This window comes from Endozoicomonas sp. SESOKO1 (genome assembly GCF_024606265.1).
Classification (GTDB): domain Bacteria; phylum Pseudomonadota; class Gammaproteobacteria; order Pseudomonadales; family Endozoicomonadaceae; genus Endozoicomonas.
Window position 1 is genome coordinate 19018 of record NZ_JAHHPP010000373.1, and the last position, 20936, is coordinate 39953.

General features: G+C 48.5%; 18 protein-coding genes, 1 other RNA gene and 1 pseudogene. 12 read left to right on the forward strand and 8 right to left on the reverse strand.

What is annotated here, in order from left to right; genetic code table 11:
- Positions 1-7 precede the first annotated feature (7 nt).
- Positions 8-1258, forward strand: coding sequence for a NupC/NupG family nucleoside CNT transporter (locus KDK13_RS16885; RefSeq protein WP_257286155.1), 1251 nt, complete (start codon positions 8-10; stop codon positions 1256-1258).
- Between the two features lie 194 nt (positions 1259-1452).
- On the forward strand, positions 1453-1782 hold the full coding sequence (locus KDK13_RS16890) for a helix-turn-helix domain-containing protein (RefSeq protein ID WP_257286156.1): 330 nt from the start codon (positions 1453-1455) through the stop codon (positions 1780-1782).
- Between the two features lie 92 nt (positions 1783-1874).
- Here the strand turns inward: KDK13_RS16890 and KDK13_RS16895 are convergent, their stop codons facing one another.
- The 3 genes from KDK13_RS16895 to KDK13_RS16905 all read right to left on the reverse strand — a co-directional run bounded on the left by KDK13_RS16895 (position 1875) and on the right by KDK13_RS16905 (position 4713).
- Entirely contained in the window at positions 1875-2147 is a 273-nt protein-coding gene (locus KDK13_RS16895) for an HU family DNA-binding protein (protein WP_257286157.1), read from the reverse strand.
- Between the two features lie 276 nt (positions 2148-2423).
- Complete coding sequence (locus KDK13_RS16900; RefSeq protein WP_257286158.1) at positions 2424-3284, reverse strand: universal stress protein; 861 nt, start codon at positions 3282-3284, stop codon at positions 2424-2426.
- 163 nt (positions 3285-3447) lie between these two features.
- On the reverse strand, positions 3448-4713 hold the full coding sequence (locus tag KDK13_RS16905) for a pepsin-like aspartyl protease (RefSeq protein ID WP_257286159.1): 1266 nt from the start codon (positions 4711-4713) through the stop codon (positions 3448-3450).
- A 268-nt stretch (positions 4714-4981) separates the two neighbouring features.
- On the opposite strand from KDK13_RS16905, the gene KDK13_RS16910 reads away from it, so the two are divergent.
- Positions 4982-5755: a tRNA-(ms[2]io[6]A)-hydroxylase gene (locus KDK13_RS16910; RefSeq protein ID WP_257286160.1), complete on the forward strand. Its 774-nt coding sequence runs from the start codon at positions 4982-4984 to the stop codon at positions 5753-5755.
- 614 nt (positions 5756-6369) lie between these two features.
- On the opposite strand, the gene KDK13_RS16915 is transcribed toward KDK13_RS16910, so the two are convergent.
- Both KDK13_RS16915 and KDK13_RS16920 read right to left on the reverse strand, forming a co-directional pair.
- Positions 6370-7101, reverse strand: coding sequence for a UDP-2,3-diacylglucosamine diphosphatase (locus tag KDK13_RS16915; RefSeq protein ID WP_257286161.1), 732 nt, complete (start codon positions 7099-7101; stop codon positions 6370-6372).
- The gene (locus KDK13_RS16920; protein ID WP_257286172.1) at positions 7101-7628 is read right to left on the reverse strand and encodes a peptidylprolyl isomerase; all 528 of its coding nucleotides are present in this window, start codon (positions 7626-7628) and stop codon (positions 7101-7103) included. Before KDK13_RS16920 ends, KDK13_RS16915 begins: the two co-directional genes overlap by 1 nt.
- 347 nt (positions 7629-7975) lie before the next feature.
- Here KDK13_RS16920 and KDK13_RS16925 point away from each other — a divergent pair, with 347 nt between their 5' ends.
- On the forward strand, positions 7976-9649 hold the full coding sequence (locus tag KDK13_RS16925; RefSeq protein WP_257286162.1) for a glutamine--tRNA ligase/YqeY domain fusion protein: 1674 nt from the start codon (positions 7976-7978) through the stop codon (positions 9647-9649).
- 43 nt (positions 9650-9692) lie between these two features.
- Positions 9693-11072, forward strand: a complete 1380-nt coding sequence (cysS, locus tag KDK13_RS16930) for a cysteine--tRNA ligase (RefSeq protein WP_257286173.1) — start codon at positions 9693-9695, stop codon at positions 11070-11072.
- A 31-nt stretch (positions 11073-11103) separates the two neighbouring features.
- Here the strand turns inward: cysS and KDK13_RS16935 are convergent, their stop codons facing one another.
- The 3 genes from KDK13_RS16935 to KDK13_RS16945 form a co-directional block, all read right to left on the reverse strand.
- Positions 11104-12648, reverse strand: coding sequence for a hypothetical protein (locus KDK13_RS16935; RefSeq protein WP_257286163.1), 1545 nt, complete (start codon positions 12646-12648; stop codon positions 11104-11106).
- A gap of 208 nt (positions 12649-12856) precedes the next feature.
- Positions 12857-13705, reverse strand: coding sequence for a hypothetical protein (locus tag KDK13_RS16940; protein ID WP_257286164.1), 849 nt, complete (start codon positions 13703-13705; stop codon positions 12857-12859).
- A 602-nt stretch (positions 13706-14307) separates the two neighbouring features.
- Positions 14308-15036 carry an NUDIX hydrolase gene (locus KDK13_RS16945; protein ID WP_257286165.1) on the reverse strand — a complete coding sequence of 243 codons (729 nt, stop codon included), beginning with the start codon at positions 15034-15036 and terminating at the stop codon, positions 14308-14310.
- 95 nt (positions 15037-15131) lie between these two features.
- Here KDK13_RS16945 and KDK13_RS16950 point away from each other — a divergent pair, with 95 nt between their 5' ends.
- From KDK13_RS16950 to recR, 7 genes and pseudogenes are all read left to right on the forward strand, one after another.
- Positions 15132-15806, forward strand: a complete 675-nt coding sequence (locus KDK13_RS16950; protein ID WP_257286166.1) for an isochorismatase family protein — start codon at positions 15132-15134, stop codon at positions 15804-15806.
- Between the two features lie 11 nt (positions 15807-15817).
- Positions 15818-17002 carry a nicotinate phosphoribosyltransferase gene (gene pncB, locus KDK13_RS16955; protein ID WP_257286167.1) on the forward strand — a complete coding sequence of 395 codons (1185 nt, stop codon included), beginning with the start codon at positions 15818-15820 and terminating at the stop codon, positions 17000-17002.
- An 8-nt stretch (positions 17003-17010) separates the two neighbouring features.
- Positions 17011-17142: pseudogene (locus tag KDK13_RS16960) on the forward strand (TMEM165/GDT1 family protein); the annotation flags it as partial.
- Positions 17143-17307: 165 nt separating this feature from the next.
- Positions 17308-17404: signal recognition particle sRNA small type (gene ffs, locus KDK13_RS16965), an RNA gene on the forward strand.
- A gap of 148 nt (positions 17405-17552) precedes the next feature.
- Positions 17553-19742 (forward strand): DNA polymerase III subunit gamma/tau, encoded by a 2190-nt coding sequence (gene dnaX, locus KDK13_RS16970; RefSeq protein WP_257286168.1) that lies wholly within the window; start codon positions 17553-17555, stop codon positions 19740-19742.
- A gap of 68 nt (positions 19743-19810) precedes the next feature.
- Positions 19811-20137: a YbaB/EbfC family nucleoid-associated protein gene (locus KDK13_RS16975; RefSeq protein ID WP_257286169.1), complete on the forward strand. Its 327-nt coding sequence runs from the start codon at positions 19811-19813 to the stop codon at positions 20135-20137.
- 78 nt (positions 20138-20215) lie between these two features.
- Positions 20216-20815: a recombination mediator RecR gene (gene recR, locus KDK13_RS16980; protein WP_257286170.1), complete on the forward strand. Its 600-nt coding sequence runs from the start codon at positions 20216-20218 to the stop codon at positions 20813-20815.
- The last annotated feature ends 121 nt before the right edge of the window (positions 20816-20936 follow it).

The window sequence follows — 20936 nt, forward strand, 5'->3', positions numbered from 1 at the left end:
TGTTAACATGCAAATACTTATGAGTCTGGTGGGTATTGCCAGCCTTCTGGCGCTTGCCTTTTTACTGTCCGATAATCGAAAAGCGATCAACCTGCGAACGGTAGGGGGGGCCTTTGCTATTCAGGCCGGATTGGGAGCGTTGGTACTTTATGTTCCCTTGGGCCAGGAAATTCTCGGTGGTGTCTCCAACGCGGTAAGTAATGTTATCAGTTATGCAAACCAGGGTATCGGTTTCTTGTTTGGTGACCTGGGTAACTTCAAGGTCGGCTTTATTTTTGCCATCAACGTACTGCCGATTATCATTTTCTTCTCTTCTCTGGTTGCCGTTCTTTATTACCTGGGCGTTATGCAGAAGGTTGTTTCCATCCTGGGTGGTGCGCTGCAGAAAGTACTGGGAACCAGTCGTACAGAGTCTCTGTCTGCAACGGCAAATATCTTCGTCGGCCAGACTGAAGCCCCGCTGGTGGTAAGGCCCTATATTGGTCGTATGACGAATTCTGAGTTGTTTGCCATTATGGTGGGTGGCCTGGCTTCGGTTGCAGGCTCTGTTCTGGCGGGTTATGCCGGCATGGGGGTCGAGCTTAAGTACCTGATCGCCGCAAGCTTCATGGCAGCACCCGGTGGTTTGCTGATGGCCAAAATGATCAAGCCTGAAACGGACTCACCGGATGATTCTGAACTGGTTGATGAAGAAGATAGCAACGAAAAGCCTGCCAACCTGATAGACGCTGCCGCTTCTGGTGCTTCTTCCGGTATGAAGCTGGCTGCTAACGTGGGTGCCATGCTGCTGGCCTTCATTGCCCTGATCGCCATGGTTAACGGTATCATGGGCTGGATTGGTGGCTTCTTTGATTACCCTGACCTGAGCCTTGAAATCATTCTGGGCTATCTGTTCAGTCCCCTGGCGTTCCTGATTGGTGTGCCAATGAATGAAATCGTAACGGCGGGCAGTTTCATCGGCCAGAAGCTGGTGGTGAACGAATTTGTTGCCTACATGGACTTTGTCAATTACCTGAACCCTGAAGCAGCCGCTGCTGCAGGTGTTGAGGTACTGTCACAGCGTACCCAGATCATCATCACCTTCGCGCTGTGTGGTTTTGCTAACCTGTCTTCCATCGCAATTCTTCTCGGTGGCCTTGGCGTTATGGCACCACACCGTCGTCAGGATATTGCCCGCATGGGGATCAAGGCGGTAGCTGCGGGTACTCTGTCTAATCTCATGAGTGCAACCATCGCTGGTCTGATGCTGGCTCTGTAATGCTCATTTTCAGGTCACGGTTTTGCCGTGGCCTGTTTCACCTTTCCTCTATTTTCCCTTCATCTCCCTTCATCAGCTGAATCTAACGCTTTTATAGAAATGGCCGAATGACATAATGAAATAATTATGTGATGGGGTATCTGTGTGTTTTGCTGGTATGGATATCTTTCTGAACCTTTCGTGAGTGTGTAAGGATGAACCTGACAACAAGGATTTTATGCTCCCGTAAAGACAAGAAGTTTTCGCAGCAGGCCCTGGCCGATTTGATTGGTGTGTCCAGAAGTGCGCTGGCCCAGTGGGAAACCAGCATGAGTAGTCCCAGCCTTGATAATCTGCGCAAGATGGCTGAGATTCTCGAAGTGTCTTTCGAGTGGCTGGCCACCGGCCGCGGAAATCAGTATCTGACCAGCCCTGATGAGGTCATCAGTGACTCTGAAGTGGATGGGGAGATTATCGGTCAGTTGCATCGAATGAATCTTATGAAGAAAAGAGCCATTCTTAATGTGATGAGAGCAATGGCATAGATAACCCGAACAAACGTTCAGAAAAAAGCGCCTTCCTGGCGCTTTTTCACTTTTTAGCGAAAAGTATCAGAAGATTAGCCCGGAGTGATGGTCTATTTAATCATCTCCCGGAATTTATTGCCCGGCTTGAACTGAGGAAGCTTGCAGGCGGGGATATGAATTTCTTCACCGGTTTGCGGGTTACGCCCCTTTCTGGACGACCGGTCTGCTACTGAAAATGTACCAAAACCAATAAGTTGAACGATGTCGCCGCTTGCCAGTGTCTCCTGCATGTTGCTGATAAAGGCATTGACAACCAGCTCGGCCTTGCTTCGGGTCAGGTTAGCTTGTTCAGCGACTTGCTCAACCAGTTCTTTCTTGTTCATATCCAGTCTCAGGGAATTACCAGTTATGTGGAAAGAAAATACCAGTATGCGGTTGAACCGCTTCTGGCTTCGCTAGGCTCAGGAAAAACCTGGGCAGGTGGTGAAACACAATCAGCCTGAAGTGTATCTCTTACTTGAAAAAAAAATCGGTGAAGGGAGGAAAACCTTGATAAAACAATATAGAAGTTTTTAGCCGCGTTATCCGGTTTCGTTACAGAAAGAAGTGAATTTATTTTTGGTGGCTGCCAGCATGGGGCTGGCAGCTATTATACGGGCTTATTTACCCAGTTCGCGCTCCAGTGGGATCATGTGGTGTTTAGGCTGAAGTACCAGAATATCGGTTTTGACTTCAGAGATAAGATGTTCAGCGGTATTGCCAATCGCCAGGGCGCTAATACCGGTTCTGGCGTGAGTTCCAAGAATCAACAGTTTGGCGCCGGTTTCTTTCAGCATTGCCGGGATCATTGTTTCGGTTGGGCCCGGTTCAATATGGACATAGTCTTCATTCAGATTGAAGTCCCGGGTGTATTCCTGACACTGTTTTTTGTGGTAGTCCTTATCGGTCAGTCCATCACCACGGTCCTGAATCGCCAGCCTGGTGGTCGGGTACGCGGTGGCCAGGTGAAGTTCTGATGAGAATTCATCGGCAATATCTGTCGCGTATTGCAGGATTGCCTGGTTAAGAATGCTGTGATAATGGTCTCTCGGGTCGGCATTAATGGCAGCGAGAATTTTGCCGCTGGTCCAGTCGCTATTATCCTGAACCAGCAGGACAGGAACCCGGCAGCGACGAAGAAGACTCCAGTCTTCAGGCGTAGAAAAGGCTTTCTGAAGGGCAGTGATTAACTTGGCATCTTTGACAACAAGGTGGCAGCGTTCCATCTGACGCACATGGATAATGGTTTCTATAACAGAACCATTCCACGTTTCATGAAGATAAACTTCCTGACCCTCGGCCATCAGTGGCTCAGCCAGTGCTTCCAGGCGAACCATTGAATCACCATCGGCTTTGGGGTTAGGAGCAAGAATATGCAAGACAGCATCGGTTACCCGGCAGATCTGGCTGGCCCGTTCAAGGGCCAGCTGTTGTTCCTTTCTGGTATCAACAACGGCCAGAACCTTGGTAATTCCACGCATAATTTTTCCCTCTTGCTGGATATTCTGTTTTATCGTTCCATCATGCATGAGCGTAACTGATGTTTTTATGACTACGATCAATAAATAATTTATTGAAAGAAGTTCATAGGATAACACTACCGTTAAATGTAGAACCACTGTCAGCTATCGGAAAACGGCTATATTACTGCTTTGTAAGGCCTGACGTGAGCATAGGGTGAGATGTGAAGAGCTTTCTCAACTCCCGGGGATCACCAAGTCTCTCTGCCAGTCTGGCGAAAGCTACGCGGCTGTCAGTCTTGTCAAACACAACATAGAATCCCCGCATAAAGGCATCGCCGAAAATCCAGAAGTCCTGGTTTCCGGGAGCCAGTCCGGCAGTGCACTGTTCCTGCCCCCACCAGTCGACCTGTTTCACCACATAGAACTCAGGGGGAACGGTGTAGCGGGTACCACCAATAGTGAACACCAGATTTGGCTGTTCATGAAGGTTTGAGCAGTCCGGATTGATATTCAGGGCGTTCTGGATGCTGGCAATATCATTGGCTGGCCCGACGATCAGAGAGGTGCCCGAGTCAACAATGGCCCGGCAGTGTCCTTGATGCTGGCAGGTCAGAGGAATGCTGTCGTTATTAACGGCAATGCTGTCAAAGGCAATGTTGTAGTAATAATCGACAGGGTCACCGGTCTCAAGAGTTTGCAGGGAGTGCCAGGTGATTTCCCCCTGGTAATAGTCCGGATCCGGTTCACCAATAATCAGACGACCAGTGCCGTTGGCTGGGGTATTGGATAGATAGAATGAAAAAATGGCTTTTGGAATCAGGCCCTGTGCTACCGCATTGTCCATCCAGGGGGTGACCTGATCACTGGCGATGGACTTGTAGGCAAGGCCAAAGATGCCATCAAAAGGGGAGTTTTGAAAGTCGTCGGACAGTTGGCTGGCCAGACCGATACCCTGGTTGGTGACAGTGATGTCACCAAACGTGACGGTGTCATAGCCTACATAACCTTGAATGCTACCAGTACCATACTGAATGGAGAGTTCCTGGCCACAGGTTAAGAAACTACTGCTGAGGTTCGGATTGAATTTTTCCTTGCCCTGGCAGCCCGGTGTGGAACAGTTATTTTCCGGCGTCCAGATATTGCTGGATCCGGTATCCAGTATTCCCGTGAACGGTTGCTTCTGGGCTCCCATGATGAAGGTGCCGTAATACTGGGTGTTCTGTTTGTCTGTAAGGGTTACTTCACCTTCTTCCGGTGTTTGTTTGATCAGTATACTGTTTTGTAGTCTCTGCTCCATGGTAGGTTCAAGAACCTGGATATAGGCTCTTTTTCCTGCTGAAACAGCTTGCTGGTGGCAAATCGACTTTTTGGATACATCCACCTCAGCCGCTATGGCCTGAGACAGAAGAATGGGAGGAATTGCGGCAAAGAGAATTTTCTTCATCATGTTGTGCCATCCCGAATGAGGGTGATGAGAGTCGTGCGACAGTGCCTGTTCAAGTTAGTCAATGTTTGTCGCCTTATCCAGCCAGGTTATTCAGAATGCCTTTTTATGCGGGCGGTGTTGATGCATCTGACCTTTGTAGCCGCAACGTCCCGGGTCTGCCTTACCTCCTGTTTCATCGGAAAAAGAAAGGCATTGGTACCTCACTTTAACGCTCTCCTACCCGTGAGTTGATCGTGTTACCATGCTGGCTCAGTCAGGTGAGCCAGTTATGACCGATATTTCTCCCATTCTTGAATTTTTACCCTGTCCAACCCCTGAGGCCTGGATTGACGAAGCGCGCAAGCCAGAAAATCTTGCAGTTATTCTGGTGGATCATGCGAATAATGAATTGAAAGCTGCAAGTTCGGCTATGGCGATAATAAGCAGATACCGTAATGGATTTGTGGGTAGCCGTAAAAATAGTAAACTACCTAAACAAACCGATAGTGAACTGAAGGCTGCCCAGTCAGCGATGGCGATCATGAGCCGTTACCGCACCGGTCAGTTCCCAGGTAAGCGCCACTCAGATGAAGAAAAAAATGGGCTGCAACCCGGAATGGAGCATCAGTCAAGCCTGCTGAATAAAATGTCCAGACTGGCCCGTGAAGAGTTGCGTCATTATGAGCAGGTTCTGGCCATTATGGCCCGCAGGGATATTCCCTATGTATACCTGGGAGCAGGTCGCTATGCGGGTCAGTTAAGTACTGCCATCAGAACCTCGGAACCATTCAGGCTGGTAGATATCCTGGTGATGGGGGCTTTTATTGAAGCCCGGTCCTGTGAACGTTTTGCTGCGCTTGCTCCCTGGCTGGATGATGAATTGAAGAAGTTTTATCAGTCATTATTGAAGTCGGAAAGTCGGCATTTTCAGGATTATCTGACATTGGCAGAGGCGATTAATGGGGCATCGGTTGCTGATCGGGTGGCGGTATTTGGCCAGATCGAGCAAGATGCCATTGAATCATCTGACCCGGTTTTCCGATTTCACAGTGGTGTCCCCTGATTTTTCGCTAGTTGATGTTAGTAAGTTCCTCAGCGGATGGACGGTGCGCAGGCTGGTTTACAGTATCAGAGAAAGGAAATCGGGAATCGAACAATCTTTCACCCAGATTATAAAGAATATTGGAAACAACTATGATCGATCCTGTTATCACTGCCCTGGTAAATAAGGATCCATACTGTCCTTCCGAAAGTAGTCTTGAGAATTTATTTTTTGCGTTAAATGTCGTTGCAGTTGTTATGTTAGAAAAACAATAAAAATCTCTGACAGGTTGATTAAAATGAGATTGTACTTCATCGATGGCCATGACAGTCACCATGCCTAAACCAAGCGCAAAAGTGCCATAAATACCATATTTAATGGCCTTTTCAGTCTTTGAGAGTGAAGGGCGAGACTCCTGTGAATTGATTTGTTGTGATGACTCGGGAGTGCACCTGACGTAACAAGAGATCATAGTTAAATCCACTTAATTGTCTTTAGAATAATTTCATCCCTTCAGACAATATCAGCAGATAATTAGTTCAATTGTTGAAAAATTATGACTGTCATTTGTTCATGTGCCTTTGGATTTGTTGGCTCTGTCAGGCTTTACATGTGGATAGCTACATACTCACGGATCATGGATGTTTAATCGGGAATGCGTCCAATGTTATGCCACTGCTGTCCAGCTGAATCTCCCAGCCTTTATCAGTCCAGTCACCCAGTACATAGCGTTTGCCGACCCCATATTTCAGGGCAACTTCATGGATGTCCGGGCGGTGTGTATGGCCGTGGATCAAGGTGTCTACCTGATATCTCTCCATCGTATCAACAACTTCGGAGAGTGTAACATCCATAATATCCAGCGTTTTTCCGATTTTGGCCGCTTTGCTGTTTTGCCGGATTTTACGGCCCAGGTTTTTGCGGTAAGACAAGGGGGTCATGCGCAGCAGGGCCATAACCAGGGGGTTGCGGATAATTTTTCGGTAACGTTGATACTGCTTGTCTTCAGTGCATAGTGAGTCACCGTGCATCAGCAGGATTTTCTGGTTATTAATGGTTATCAGTGTCGGGTCTTTCAGCCACTGTGCGCCGGTTGCTTGCAGGAAGCTTTTCCCGATGGCGAAATCCCGGTTGCCGGGCATCAGGTACAGGGTCTTGCCGCTGTTGGTATACTGTCTGAGCCGCTTTGCAATATCATGCTGAAAGTCATCCATGGCATCGTCCCCAACCCAGTACTCAAAGAAGTCACCCAGAATATAAAGGGCATCAGCCTGGGGGGCCCGATCGGCCAGATAATGACAGAATGCCCGGGCAACAGCCGGGCATTCTGGTGTCAGGTGAAGGTCTGAAATAAACAGCGCCTTCATCAGGCGGTTTCCGTTGTCTCAAGCGCTTCAGCTGGTTCAAGGATTTCAGCGGACTCAATAACGACGTCATCTACCGGGACATCCTGGTGGCCAGCACGGAAAGTTGTTTTAACGCCTTTGATCTTGTTGACGATATCCATGCCTTCAACCACTTTACCGAATACGCAGTAACCCCAGCCATCACTGGTTTTTGCGCTGTGGTTGAGGAAGTGGTTGTCTTTAACATTGATAAAGAACTGGGCAGAGGCAGAATGCGGATCCATGGTTCTGGCCATGGCAATAGTGCCGGTTTCATTCTTCAGACCGTTATCGGCCTCATTTTCGATAGGCATCTTTGTTGACTTTTGCACCATGCCTGGCTCGAAGCCGCCACCCTGAATCATAAAACCATCGATGACACGGTGGAAAATGGTGCCATCAAAATGGCCACTTTTCATATATTCAAGGAAATTGGTAACGGTTTTTGGTGCTTTTTCAGCATCCAGATCCAGTTTGATATCACCGAAATTGGTGTGTAATACGACCATCATGTGGGGCACCATTTTTTTAAATAACGTGTTAAACAACGTGTTAAACAACGTCCACGGACTCTGGGAGAGTCAGGGGAACCAGGGATTCTAGGTGTTTCTCGTACCAGTGTAAAACCTATTCGATAAACCTATTCGTTAAAGCAGGGTCCGAACCCTGATATTCAATACGATCTATTATTGCCTGATAGCCTATCTGTCTGTAAAAACCGAATCTATGCTGTAAATTTTATCTGCAGGGCAATGAGTTATTTTCCAGAATTTGCAGATATGGTAGTCTCAGCCGATTATGGCGAAGGTGTATAAACCGTATTCGCCAGTAACCTCTCATAGATGCATCAGTGACAATGACTGCTACCGAAAAAGCCAGAAATTTTCTGGAACAGATTATTGAAAAAGACCTGGCAGAAGGCCGGGTCAGTCGTATTCATACCCGTTTTCCCCCAGAACCGAACGGTTTTCTCCATGTTGGCCATGCCACCTCTATCTGCCTGAACTTTGGTCTGGCAGAAAAGTACCAGGGTGAGTGTAATCTCCGTTTTGACGATACCAATCCGGAAAAAGAAGAGCAGGTCTATGTGGATGCCATTCAGGAAGATATCCGCTGGCTGGGCTTCCAGTGGTCCGGCGAGGTTCGTTATGCCTCCAGTTATTTTGACCGGTTTTATGATTGGGCCCTGCACCTGATTCGTGCAGGCAAGGCCTATGTTGATCATCAGGACGCTGAATCCATGCGCATTAACCGGGGGGATTTTAATAAGCCCGGTATTGAGAGCCCTGACAGAAACAAATCTGTCGACCAGAACCTGGCGGAATTTGAAAAAATGCGGGCCGGTGAATATGAGGAAGGCAAGGCTTCCCTGCGGGCTAAAATCGATATGCAGAGTCCCAATATGAATATGCGGGACCCGGTTCTCTATCGAATTCGCAAGGTGCCTCACCATCAGACAGGAGATAAGTGGTGTATTTACCCCAGCTATGACTTTGCCCATGGTCAGGAAGATGCCATTGAGCATATTACTCATTCTATCTGCACCCTGGAGTTCCAGGATCATCGTCCTCTCTATGAATGGTTCCTGGACAATCTGCCCGTTCCGGCCAGACCCCGGCAGTATGAGTTCGCTCGTACCAACCTGAATTACACGGTGACTTCCAAGCGCAAGTTGAAGAAGCTGGTGGATGAAGGTGTGGTGAACGGGTGGGATGATCCCCGTATGCCAACCATCTCCGGCATGCGCCGTCGTGGTTACACCCCGAATTCAATTCGTCGTTTTTCCGAGATGGTGGGTGTCAGTCGATCCGATGGTACCGCTGATGTGTCCATGCTGGAGCATGCCATCCGTGATGACCTGAACACCAATGCCGCCCGTGCCATGGCGGTTCTGTCTCCGCTTAAACTGGTGATCCAAAACCTGCCAGAAGGCGAGGTGCAGGAGATGGCGGCGGCAGCACATCCAAACCGTCCGGAGCTTGGTCAGAGAACCCTGCCATTTACCCGTGAAATCTATATCGATCAGGAAGATTTCACTGAAGATACCACGTTATCCCGCAAGAAATTCAAGCGTCTGGTGATTGGGGACTATGTCCGTCTCAGAAGTGCCTATGTCATTAAGGCAGAAGCAGTGATCCGTGATGAGAGTGGCCATATTATTGAGGTACATGCTTCCTATGTGCCAGGTACCGTGGGTGAAGATCCACCGGAAGGGATTCGCCCACGGGGTGTTATTCACTGGGTTTCGGCGACCCACGGTAAACAGGCTGAATTGAGAATTTATGATCGTCTGTTCAGCCATCCGGCACCGGATCGTGGTGAAGCGGACTTTTTGAGTCATGTGAATCCTGAGTCATTGACAGTAACACAGGCATGGGTTGAGCCATCGCTGGTGAATGCGGCCCCGGAACAATCCTTCCAGTTTGAGCGGGAAGGTTACTTTGTGGCCGACCGCTGTGATCATTCGCCAGAGCATCCGGTGTTTAACCTGACCATCGGCTTGAAAGATACCTGGGCCAATAAAGCCTGAATGGATCTTGATTGACAATCACAGAAAGGATACCGATAAAGTGCTGCAGATTTATAACAGCCTGACCCGTAAGAAAGAGCCTTTTACCCCGCTGGATGGCAACCATGTGCGTATGTATGTCTGTGGTATGACGGTCTACGATTATTGTCATATTGGCCATGCCCGTACGGTAACGGCTTTCGATGTGGTGGCTCGTTATCTGCGTGCCCGTGGTTATGACCTGACTTATGTTCGCAATATCACCGATGTCGATGACAAGATAATTCGTCGGGCGGCAGAAAACGGTGAGGATTTCATGGCCCTCACCGGTCGTATGATCGCCGCCATGCAGGAAGACTTCCAGCGATTGGGTAACCTGCCACCGAACCATGAGCCAAAGGCAACCGAATTTGTGCCCGGCATGGTTGAAATGATTGAGCAGCTGATCGATAAGGGATTTGCCTACGCACCGGGTAATGGCGATGTTTATTACCGTGTTCATAAGTTTGCGGATTATGGCAAGCTTTCCGGCAAAATTATTGAGGAGCTGGAAGCGGGTGCCCGAATTGAGGTGGAAGAGCAAAAAGAAGATCCGCTGGATTTCGTTTTGTGGAAGGCAGCCAAACCGGGTGAGCCCAGCTGGTCGTCGCCCTGGGGTGAAGGTCGTCCCGGCTGGCATATTGAGTGCTCTGTTATGGGTAAATGCTGTCTGGGTGATACCTTTGATATTCATGGGGGCGGTTCTGACCTGAAATTCCCCCATCATGAGAATGAGATTGCCCAGAGCGAAGCGTGTAACGGTGCCAGGTTTGTGAACACCTGGATGCATTCCGGTGCTATCCGTATCGATAATGTGAAAATGTCCAAGAGCCTTGGCAACTTCTTCACCATTCGTGAAGTGCTGGATAAGTACGATGAAGAAGTGGTTCGCTACTTTATGATCTCCAGCCACTACCGGAGTCCGATTAATTATTCGGAAGAGAGTCTGAAAGAAGCGGGTGTGCGCCTTGAGCGTCTTTATACTGCACTGAAGGGACTTGATCTCGAAGGTGTGTCTGCACCGGAAAATAATGAGTTTGAGCAGCGTTTCTTCAAGGTTATGGACGATGACTTCAATACCGCAGAAGGGCTTGCCGTATTGTTTGAGCTGGTACGTCACCTCAATACTGTTCGCAGCCAGGATGAATCTGCAGCGCTGCCACTGGCCGCGCTGCTGGTTAAACTTGGGGGGGTTCTTGGTATTCTGCAGCGGAACCCGGAAGCATTCCTGAAGTCTGGTGCGGATGTAGATGAGGCCATCATTGAAACAATGATCCAGCAACGCAACGATGCCAAAAGAAATCGTGACTTTGCAGAAGCGGACCGTATTCGTGATGAGCTTGCTGCACGGGGAGTCATCCTTCAGGACAGCAGAGAAGGCACAACCTGGAGGATTGAACGTTAATCTACCTTGTACGGCTGGCAGCTTGTTGCTGTCAGCCCTCGTCTGCTGGAAGCAAGGTAACCTCTCTTGAGCGCAGTATTATTCTGTTTATCGCCAGGTCCCTGATAAAGGTTTTAGACCCTACCCCTAAAACATAGCTTTTTAGAGCTTCATCATCGACTGGATTTATTTGAGCCTGCAATTTTGTATACTTGTTGGTCAGTTCCTTTATCGGGACATTTTTGAGCAGTTGATTGGGTAGTCTGAAGAGAAAGCGTGTACTGATGCCCGTTGTTTCATCACAGTGGCGGGCAATACCTCCCTGATGCTTGTCAAAAAATACGATGATATCTGCGGTTACCGACTGTTCGAAAAGTGATTGAATATGAGTCAGTATATGTTGGGATTCCGGGGTTATTCTTCTATTGAAATCATCAATCAAGGCAGTAGCATGTAAACAGATGGGAATGTCTCTCGCGTGCTTCGCCTTCTGAAGGCTTGAGTTGTAAAAAGCTCCTTCACTGTGTTGTTTAACATATTGTCCTAATTTTCTCTGATTAAATAGTAAATATCCTTCTACCCCCATGTTCATAATTTGTTCTTTGGTCAGTGCTCGAAATGCTTCGGGAAACTTAATACGGAATTTGATGTCCAGTGGGTAAAGATGAGCGTAGCCAAGTCCTCCGGATTTATAATCTGTAACAAAAATAATTTCTCCACATACCCGTTGGTTATGATATTGATTTAAAAATTGTATTACCTCTGAACTCCGCATGTTCTGGAAAGGCATCCAGCCATAGGGCTGCTGATATATAGGTTCCGGAGTAGGCAGCAAGGGCTGCTTGTAGTGTTGATTTTGCGGTGACAATAAATGAAAAGCCGCTGCCAGCAGCGGGTTGTTAGAGGGAAACATCCCCATATCATTTTCATGGGAAAGGCTTGTCGGCAATAAATCGGCCGTGAGTGTTTGTCTTTGAGCACCAGTTTGCAGGCTGGTATGGCTGTCAACTGAACTGCTGACGAATGCATCATCTAATAATTCACCGTCTTTTATTGTGGATGTTTCAGAACCTTCGGTTGATTCACTGACACTATTGGTGGGTGATGTGTGTGAAGTATATTCAGTATCTTGTTGTGAAGGTCGGGGATTATTCGAAATGGATTTTTGATAAAAACTCTGCGAGGAACTTCTTTTTGCCTGCTCTGGGTTATGTTCCGTAGTCCTGGGTGGAATATTGGCATGGCTTATTGCTGAAGAGTTGTGGTGTGCCGGGGTGTGAAGTCCTGGGGTATGGGCGTGTGCGGGCTTTCTGGTTAGTCTCATATGTGGTTGCACAGCGGCAATGGTAGCTCGGTCAATACCTGTGAGGTTGGGGTTGAAATGAGGCATTAACGATCGCCCCTGTTGGCCTGGAAAGTATGGTGACTGAAGTAGCTGTGCCAGATGAGCTGCATGCCTTATATCCCGACCCTGCCAATTGGGCATTCCTGCAAAGGAAGGCTGTCGTTGACGGGAAGTCAGTTGTGGTGTCACTGGCACACTGTGCTGAAGGTACCCTTGTGCAGTGGAGGTTGGTTTATATGGATTGTTGTTCATTGTAAGTCTCTTTGCCTGATTAAGTGCGTTAGATAGATGGATAAGCAATGGGATGTCTTATCAGTCCGGGATTGTTATTGAAATCTATTGAAAACCCGCTGTTCAAGAACTCAAACGATTATGTTTTGTGATGATTTGCTCTTTTTTCAACTTCATGTTTTTAAAATTGAATGCAATGAATAACATTGTCTGAATTACTACTCCCGGCTTAATCACCTGTTAAAAAAGTGGTCGTGTGAGAAAATATATGTATAGTTCCCTTTCTGTGAACATTTTGATTAAGAAAGCTGTCTACACCCAACGATGCAACGTAATCAGATAATTCAGTGTCACTCATGGAATGTGTTATGGTAGCTCTCAGATTGTTAAAATATCTCTTAAGTGTGGATGCTGGAATTGACTTATACGCTGAAGGTGTCTTGAACATAAAGTAGGTGTGATAACCAGATGTCGGATCTTGATGACAGGCTATTCCGCCAATCTGCTTGGCGTCAAAGAATACAATTCTGGCATTGACGATTTTCTCATTCAGGGATTTCAGGTGATCCCTGATTTTTGGTATTAACTGCTCTGCATCTAATGGTTCGATGGTGTCGTGAGATATCGTCGGCTGAGTAGATGATGATAACTCCACTTCATCACATCTCAGGAATAAAGGGATTCTTCTGACAGGCTCTCGTTGCTGGTATTTAGAATAAAAGCAGCCGACAGGCTGTCTGTATAAGTATTGAGTAAGGCATTTTTTTGATGAAAAGCATAGCCTGCCCTGTATTGGTGACGAGATCAGGCTGTTGCTTGACAATGGTGATGAACAGCGCAGACCAGCCTTCAGATTAAAACGTCCCAGTTGAATAATGGCAGTACCAAACCTTGGATTTTTTGCAATACCATCAATTGTTGCCGTCAGGATCTTTCCACCATTACTGATGACGAGTGTCAAAATTTCCAGGACTTCTGATTCTTTTTCAGATGTTAATTCTATTGGGTCCAGGGGCAGGAATTCAGTGGGAGTGTCTGGAATTGCCTGTTCAGGGCAGTAGTATGGATTCAGGTTCACCTGATCGGGCCAGAAGCCTGAAAAAGTGGGATAAGCAGTGGGTTGGCTAAAGTGCAGGCCTGACTCTTGCGCGGGGAATAAGACGGTAATTTCCGGATGGGGTGATGCACCGGCAATGGGGTAAGTGTCACTTTGCGCAGATATCCTCGACAGTGTTGCAACTTGTAGTGGTGCAGGGTAATAAACGGCCTGATGAGGGGGGGGGAGACACCTTTGTGAAATTAACGTGTTGTTCTGCTGGATGGCCTGAGAGTGCTACTTCTCTGTGCCGCCATGTTGCTGGATTTACCGATGATGGATAATTGGCAATTGGTTGCACGATGACAGTATTGGTGGCTATACCGGGTTGAAGCGTATTGACATGCATCTCTGAATGTTGCTCTCTTGGTATCAGTGGATATTTGAATCTTATATTTTAAATACGACATGTATTCACTAGGAAAACTTTAGCTGAATTGATTTGGAAGGATAATTCAAATTGTTATTCCTATTGCTTGTCGATTAAAGAACATTTTTTAATTATCCTTTTTAATTGTCCTTTTTAATCTTCTATTTAATTATTCCTGTGAATTGTCACAAGACGAATGATTTCAATTAATGGTTCAAACTTTAGTTGTTAAATAGAGTCTGTCAAATAACCAGGTTTCCGACTGTCGGTTTGTCTGGTAAAGCGTAGCGGGTCGGTTGCTTCCATAGCGCTTTTTACCAGTATCCTCAAGAAGATCGCAGTTAAGGAATCGGTTACGGATAGAGCGCATGGGCGGTGCTTTGTCGAGAATAACTGAAAAGACATTTTGGATATCTGATAACGTGAACTCAGTTGGCAGCAGATAAACAGGTAGCGCGCTGTACTGTATTTTATTTTTCAGTCTGTCCATCGCTTCCATAACCAGTTGGTTGTGATCATAGGCCAGCGTAATTGCAGGTTGACCATTCACAATATCAATCCATACCGCTCCGGTTTGTAATGACTGCTCATTGCCCGGGCGAAGCAGTACGTAGTAAACGACAGTTAAAGACCAGCCTCTGGAGTCTCGTTGGTTGTCACCAATAGTAATTACCTGCTCAAAATAAGTGGCAGGGTTTGCAGTTAGCCTGCCCAGTTGTCGTTTGGCGGTGTCTTCCAGACAGTGATCACGCTCAGGTTCTATTCTACCCGCCGGGAGTTGAGGGGGAGTATTTTCCGGCGACTGGTGGGCAAGTACCTGCAGCCTGTTGTTTTCGCCGAGCTGAAACGCAACCAGATCGACAGAGATAAGTGCCGTGTTCAGGCTCTTTATTGGCTGATGGCTCTTTATTGGCTGATGGCGCTTAATCGGCGGAGGGCTCATTGCCGGGTCCTTATTGAAAATGCTCTGGTTGACAGGTTATGGAACATAATTCACTATGTTAGTGAACCAGATTCCTTTTGTCACGGTGAAAAATAATGTATTCCATTGGGTCGAGGGAGACCATTGCCGCTTTTGATGTGGATCCCCAGAAGTGTTTCACCCCGTTATGTCCTGATGAGTTACCGGTGCCGGATGGACATCAAATCGCTTCTGAGTTAAATCGCCAGGCTCGGTTGGCTGGTGTTCGTGTGGGCTCCAAGGATGCTCATCCGGCCAATGCGGTATGGGTGGCCGGGAAAGAGCATCCGCAGTTGGCACCGGTAACCGGCCATAAAAATGTTGACCTGCGCTGGAATCGACATGCGGTACCCGGGACAAAAGGTTTTGAGCTGGTGAGTGGGCTTCCCGACGTTACCGATTATGATTATTTTGTCTGGAAGGGCATAGAGACCGATATTCATCCTTATGGTGCCTGTTTTCATGACCTGGCAGAGAGTCTGAGTACAGGTGTTATTGAATTTTTACAGATCAACGGCATTACCACCGTATTGGTTGGTGGTCTGGCGCTTGATTTCTGTGTAAAAACCACGGCATTGCAACTGCATCGGGCTGGTTTTCAGGTGTATGTCAATCGTGCCGCTTCCCGGGGGCTGGCTGAGTCGTCAATAACTGACGCTATTGCAGAACTGAATGCCGCCGGGGTTATTTTGATAGAAAGTGCCAGCGAGCTGGTCGTTGCTGATACGGTCAGTGATGCCAGTGCTACCTGAAGGAAAGAAGTATGGATAGCCCGATTATACCGACCCTTCTCGACACAGACCTTTATAAATACACCATGCAGCAGTCAATGGTGCATCGCTATCCAGATGCCTGGGCTCGCATGGAATTTTATTGCCGGACTGACAGCCCGTTGGCCATATCGAAAAAACAACTGAAAAGGCAGTGTGAATTTCTGGGTGAGCTGCGCCTGGGGCCCGAAGAGCTTGAATGGCTGTCCACCCTGCCATTCATTGCCGATGATTTTATCGAGTATCTTGAGGATTTCCGGCTTGACCCCCATGCCGTTACCGTTGAGCAGAGTAATGGTCACTTGTCGTTGGTGGTTGAGGGGCTCTGGAGTGAAATTACTCATTTTGAAATTTTTCTGCTGTCGATTATCAGTGAGCTTCATGGCCATAGCTTTTATGCCTCAGGAAATCAGGATGATGTTATTGCCCAGGGTCGGCACCGTCTTGATGAGAAGCTGAATCAGCTGCCAGATAATAGTGGATTTACCCTGGCCGACTTTGGAACACGCCGACGGTTCTCAAGGGACTGGCATTACCATGTAGTGGAAAGCCTGAAGCACCGGTTGCCAGGTAATTTTATGGGTACCAGTAACCTGAATCTGGCGAGAACGCTTGGATTGAAACCGATCGGAACCATGGCTCATGAGTGGTTGCAATCCCACCAGGTTTTGGGTAATAGCCTGCGGACCAGCCAGAAAGATGCATTAAAGGTATGGCTGGATGAATATAAGGGGCAGCTCGGTATTGCACTCACTGATACGATCAGTATGGACGCGTTTCTGAAGGACTTTGATGTTGGGCTGGCCAGGGCTTACCAGGGTATGCGGCATGATTCTGGTGACCCTTTTGTCTGGGGAGAATTGGCGATTGATCATTATCGCCGACTGGGTATTGATCCACGTACCAAAAGCCTGGTGTTCAGTGATAAGTTGAATTTTGATAAGGCGTTGGCCATTCACCAATGGTTTGCTGGAAAAATTAATGTCAGTTTTGGGATTGGTACCTATCTCACTAACGATATGGGCTTTAGTGCGCCCAATATTGTTCTGAAATTAACGGAGCTGAATGGGGCGCCGGTTGCCAAGCTGTCAGACAGTCCGGGCAAGACTTTATGCCGTGATGAGGACTATATTGCACGGTTAAAGAAAACCTTTGGCTATCAACTCAGTGCTGCCTGATACTTGTTATGGAAACGTTTTCCCTTTCCACGCTGGTGGTATTTCTCGCTGAAATCGGTGATAAGACCCAGCTGCTTTCACTGATGCTGGCACTACGGTTTCGCACCCCGTGGTTGATCTCTCTGGCTATTTTGCTGGCCAATATTCCTGTGGTTTTCTCTGGTACAGGGCTCACTATCGTGAAAAACACCGGGCCGGTTCTGAATAAAATGATGGCCTGTATACGCTGGCAGTTGACGCCAGGTCGGGTTTTATGGAGAATGCGCTGCATCGGGACGCGATGTTCCGGTGTCTATGGTGGACCTTGCCGGTCCCCTCGCAATAATCAGCTACGAACCCCGCCAGGCCCGGAAGGGAGCAACGGTAGTAGTGACATTATGTGCCGGGGTGTGGCTGGTAGGGTTTGCCTCCATTTTTTCGGGTTCTCCGTTTTTTCTTTCCCAAACTCTTTTCCATGTAAAGTCCAAACGCTTCAGGATCGTGCAATTCCCGGGCTTCTTGGTTAGCATAGATACTCTTTCATTCTGTCATCAGGTATTAACGCTACTCAATGAGCTATCAGGTTCTTGCACGCAAATGGCGACCCCGTTCTTTCAAAGAACTGGTAGGACAGTCTCATGTTCTTCAGGCGCTGGTAAACGCCCTGGATCAGGATCGTCTTCATCATGCCTACCTGTTTACCGGTACCCGGGGTGTCGGTAAGACCACCATTGCCCGTATTTTTGCCAAGTGTCTGAATTGTGAACAGGGTGTCAGCTCGACTCCCTGTGGCCAGTGTTCAGCCTGTAGAGAGATTGATGATGGTCGGTTTGTTGACCTGATTGAAGTGGATGCCGCCTCCAGAACCAAGGTAGAGGATACCCGGGAGCTGTTGGATAATGTCCAGTACGCACCAACCCGTGGACGCTATAAGGTGTACCTGATCGATGAGGTACACATGCTCTCGGCCCACAGTTTTAACGCGTTGTTGAAAACGCTGGAAGAGCCGCCTCCCCATGTGAAATTCCTGCTGGCAACCACTGATCCGCATAAGTTACCGGTGACGATTTTATCCCGCTGTCTTCAGTTCAGCCTGAAGAATATGACACCGGAGCGAATTGTCGGTCATCTGGAAAATATCCTGGGCGAAGAGCAAATACCCTGTGATGTGGCGGCCCTGTGGCAACTGGCCCGTGCTGCTGATGGCAGTATGCGTGATGCCCTGAGTTTGACCGATCAGGCCATTGCTTTTGGCAATGGTCGAGTAAGTGAAGCTGAAGTAGGGGCGATGCTGGGTACCATCGACCAGGGGCAGGTGATGAAGATGGTGATGGCCCTGTCGACGGCCAACGCGGCTCATATTCTGGGATCTGTTTCCTCTCTGGCGGAGCATTCACCGGATTATCTGGCGGTGCTGGATGACATGCTGTCCCTGTTACACCGGGTGGCTATTGCGCAGGCTGTACCCGATGCCGTTGATAACAGTCAGGGCGATCGCGAACAGGTTATAGAGCTGGCATCATCAATGACGGCCGAGGATGTTCAGCTTTATTACCAGATTGGCCTTGTGGGCAAGAAAGATCTTCCCCTTGCTCCGGATCCCCGTGGCGGCTTTGAAATGGCCTTGCTGCGTATGTTGGCATTCAGGCCCGATGGCGCGCCAGCGGCTGAGAGGCCGCTTGATATTTCTGGTGTAAGACACGATGTGCCGACGGTTGCAGCGCTGCCGGCAAGTAATATCACATCTTCATCAGCTGAAGGCTCTTCATCAGCTGAAGGCTCTTCATCAGCTGAAGGCTCTTCATCAGCTAAAGGCTCTTCATCAGCTAAAGGCTCTTCATCAGCTAAAGGCTCTTCATCTCACAACAGCACCTCCGATGAGGAAGGTGCCTCTGATCCGGAGCCTGAGCCTGTTACTCAACAAGCAGATGCTCCAGAGGTTGTTGGTGAAAGTGTTGAGCGTGAAAACCCGCCAGTCCAGACCAGTGGCCACAGGGAAATCTTTGAGCCTCCGGTAATTGCTGATGAGCCATCAAAGGCCACATCGTTGGAAATATCCGCTCAGGCTGTGGTCAGCAAAGGGAATCCGCCGTCCTCGGAGCTCGTACCACTGTCCGCTTATGGTCAGGATGTCTCTGAGCCGCCAGTTTATGATGAGCATGATACGGCTCCTTCACTGGATGATATGCAGGCACACTGGACTTCCGGAGCCAATCATCCGGAAGCTGTCAATGTTGCGGATAACCCGGCTGATCAGTCTCTGAGTCTGCAGGCAACTGCTGAACCCGGCAGTGTTGCACCTGAAGCGCCGGTCAGGGCGGTGGTGGAATTACCTGCAAAAGAAGACCGGGTGCCATTCATGCAGATGGATGCGGTAACCTGGGTCCAGGTTTTCCGCGGCCTTCCCCTGGGCGGGGTGACCGGAACCATTGGTTCCCATTGTGAGCTTGCCGAGAGTGAGCACGGTACTGTACGGTTGCGACTTGATGAAGAGCGCAGCACGCTCTACAACGATACTCATCGTCAGCGTATGGAAAAGGCGTTGTGTGATTATTTTGAACAGTCCGTTAAACTGTTAATTGACACTGGTCGTATTGTTAATGAAACTCCCGCAGCCTGGCGTGAACGGAAAATTTCCGAGCGCCTCCGGGAAGCGAGAGAGAGTATCTATTCAGATGCCAGGGTAAAGGGGTTGGTTGAGACCTTTTCTGCCACGGTGCTGGATGACTCGATTCAGCCAGTAGGAAATATCATTAAGTAGAAAGCCGGGGAGGGGTTATCGGTGAAGTCCGGTGATTCTTTCCGGGTGTTTTTTGTGCAGAGGTCAATATGTTTAAAGGTGGCATGGGCAATCTGATGAAGCAGGCCCAAAAAATGCAGGAAGATATGGAGAAACTCCAGGAGGAGTTGGCCAATGCAGTAGTCACTGGCGAAGCCGGTGCCGGGCTGGTTAAGGTGATCATGACCGGTCGTTATGATGTCCGTAAGGTGGAAATTGATCCAAGTCTTTTTGCAGAGGACAAGGAGATGTTGGAAGATCTGGTGGCTGCGGCTATTAATGATGCTGTTCGTAAAGTAGAAGAAAACAACAAGGAAAAAATGGGTGAGCTTACCTCAGGACTTGGTCTTCCAGCCGGTATGAAATTACCATTCTAAGCTTTTTATGCCCGGCACTCTGGTTACTGGAAATAATGGGTGTCGGGTAGCGTTATCATTTTTAATCAGGTTTTGTTTATGTTCAGCCCCATGATCAGGGAATTGATGGACTCATTGCGTTGTCTGCCAGGCGTGGGGCCGCGTTCGGCCCAGAGAATGGCATTGCACCTGCTGGAGAGGGATCGAGACGGGGCTGTGCGCTTGTCTGCTGCTCTCAGGCAGGCTGCCGAGGGGGTTGGGCGTTGCGGGCATTGTCGTACCCTGACGGAGGAGCCTGTCTGTCAGATCTGTGCTAATCCCGGCAGAGATGAAAAACTGTTGTGCATTGTCGAGAATCCTTCGGATGTTATGGCTTTTGAGCAGGCCGGTGGGTTTTCAGGGCGTTACTTTGTCTTGATGGGGCATTTGTCGCCTATTGATGGAATCGGGCCGGAAGATATTGGTATTGAACACCTGCTGAAAACGGTGACTGATAATCAGGTGGAAGAGGTTATTCTGGCCACCAATCCTACGGTAGAAGGCGAAGCCACTGCCCACTATATTGCCGAAGAGCTGAAATCTCTCGGTGTGACGGCCACGCGGATTGCTCACGGTGTTCCCCTGGGTGGTGAGCTTGAGTTTGTCGATGGTGGTACCCTGGCTCATGCCCTGGCAGGGCGTAAAAAAGTTGAAATCTGACCGGAGGTTTGAAGATTTTGGTAAAAACAGGAAGTGGGTATATCTGAAAGGCAGGTAAATAAAATCTGGTCGGAGCGAGAGGATTTGAACCTCCGACCCCCACAACCCCATTGTGGTGCGC

What these genes read in the sequence shown, in the direction of transcription:
- KDK13_RS16950 (WP_257286166.1), top strand. Translation starts at nt 15,132, where the DNA reads ATGTATTCCATTGGGTCGAGGGAGACCATTGCCGCTTTTGATGTGGAT.
- KDK13_RS16935 (WP_257286163.1), bottom strand. Translation starts at nt 12,648, where the DNA reads ATGAACAACAATCCATATAAACCAACCTCCACTGCACAAGGGTACCTT.
- KDK13_RS16905 (WP_257286159.1), bottom strand. Translation starts at nt 4,713, where the DNA reads ATGATGAAGAAAATTCTCTTTGCCGCAATTCCTCCCATTCTTCTGTCT.
- KDK13_RS16885 (WP_257286155.1), top strand. Translation starts at nt 8, where the DNA reads ATGCAAATACTTATGAGTCTGGTGGGTATTGCCAGCCTTCTGGCGCTT.
- KDK13_RS16975 (WP_257286169.1), top strand. Translation starts at nt 19,811, where the DNA reads ATGTTTAAAGGTGGCATGGGCAATCTGATGAAGCAGGCCCAAAAAATG.
- KDK13_RS16890 (WP_257286156.1), top strand. Translation starts at nt 1,453, where the DNA reads ATGAACCTGACAACAAGGATTTTATGCTCCCGTAAAGACAAGAAGTTT.
- KDK13_RS16945 (WP_257286165.1), bottom strand. Translation starts at nt 15,036, where the DNA reads ATGAGCCCTCCGCCGATTAAGCGCCATCAGCCAATAAAGAGCCATCAG.
- KDK13_RS16925 (WP_257286162.1), top strand. Translation starts at nt 7,976, where the DNA reads ATGACTGCTACCGAAAAAGCCAGAAATTTTCTGGAACAGATTATTGAA.
- recR (WP_257286170.1), top strand. Translation starts at nt 20,216, where the DNA reads ATGTTCAGCCCCATGATCAGGGAATTGATGGACTCATTGCGTTGTCTG.
- KDK13_RS16900 (WP_257286158.1), bottom strand. Translation starts at nt 3,284, where the DNA reads ATGCGTGGAATTACCAAGGTTCTGGCCGTTGTTGATACCAGAAAGGAA.
- KDK13_RS16915 (WP_257286161.1), bottom strand. Translation starts at nt 7,101, where the DNA reads ATGAAGGCGCTGTTTATTTCAGACCTTCACCTGACACCAGAATGCCCG.
- pncB (WP_257286167.1), top strand. Translation starts at nt 15,818, where the DNA reads ATGGATAGCCCGATTATACCGACCCTTCTCGACACAGACCTTTATAAA.
- KDK13_RS16910 (WP_257286160.1), top strand. Translation starts at nt 4,982, where the DNA reads ATGACCGATATTTCTCCCATTCTTGAATTTTTACCCTGTCCAACCCCT.
- KDK13_RS16920 (WP_257286172.1), bottom strand. Translation starts at nt 7,628, where the DNA reads ATGGTCGTATTACACACCAATTTCGGTGATATCAAACTGGATCTGGAT.
- KDK13_RS16895 (WP_257286157.1), bottom strand. Translation starts at nt 2,147, where the DNA reads ATGAACAAGAAAGAACTGGTTGAGCAAGTCGCTGAACAAGCTAACCTG.
- dnaX (WP_257286168.1), top strand. Translation starts at nt 17,553, where the DNA reads ATGAGCTATCAGGTTCTTGCACGCAAATGGCGACCCCGTTCTTTCAAA.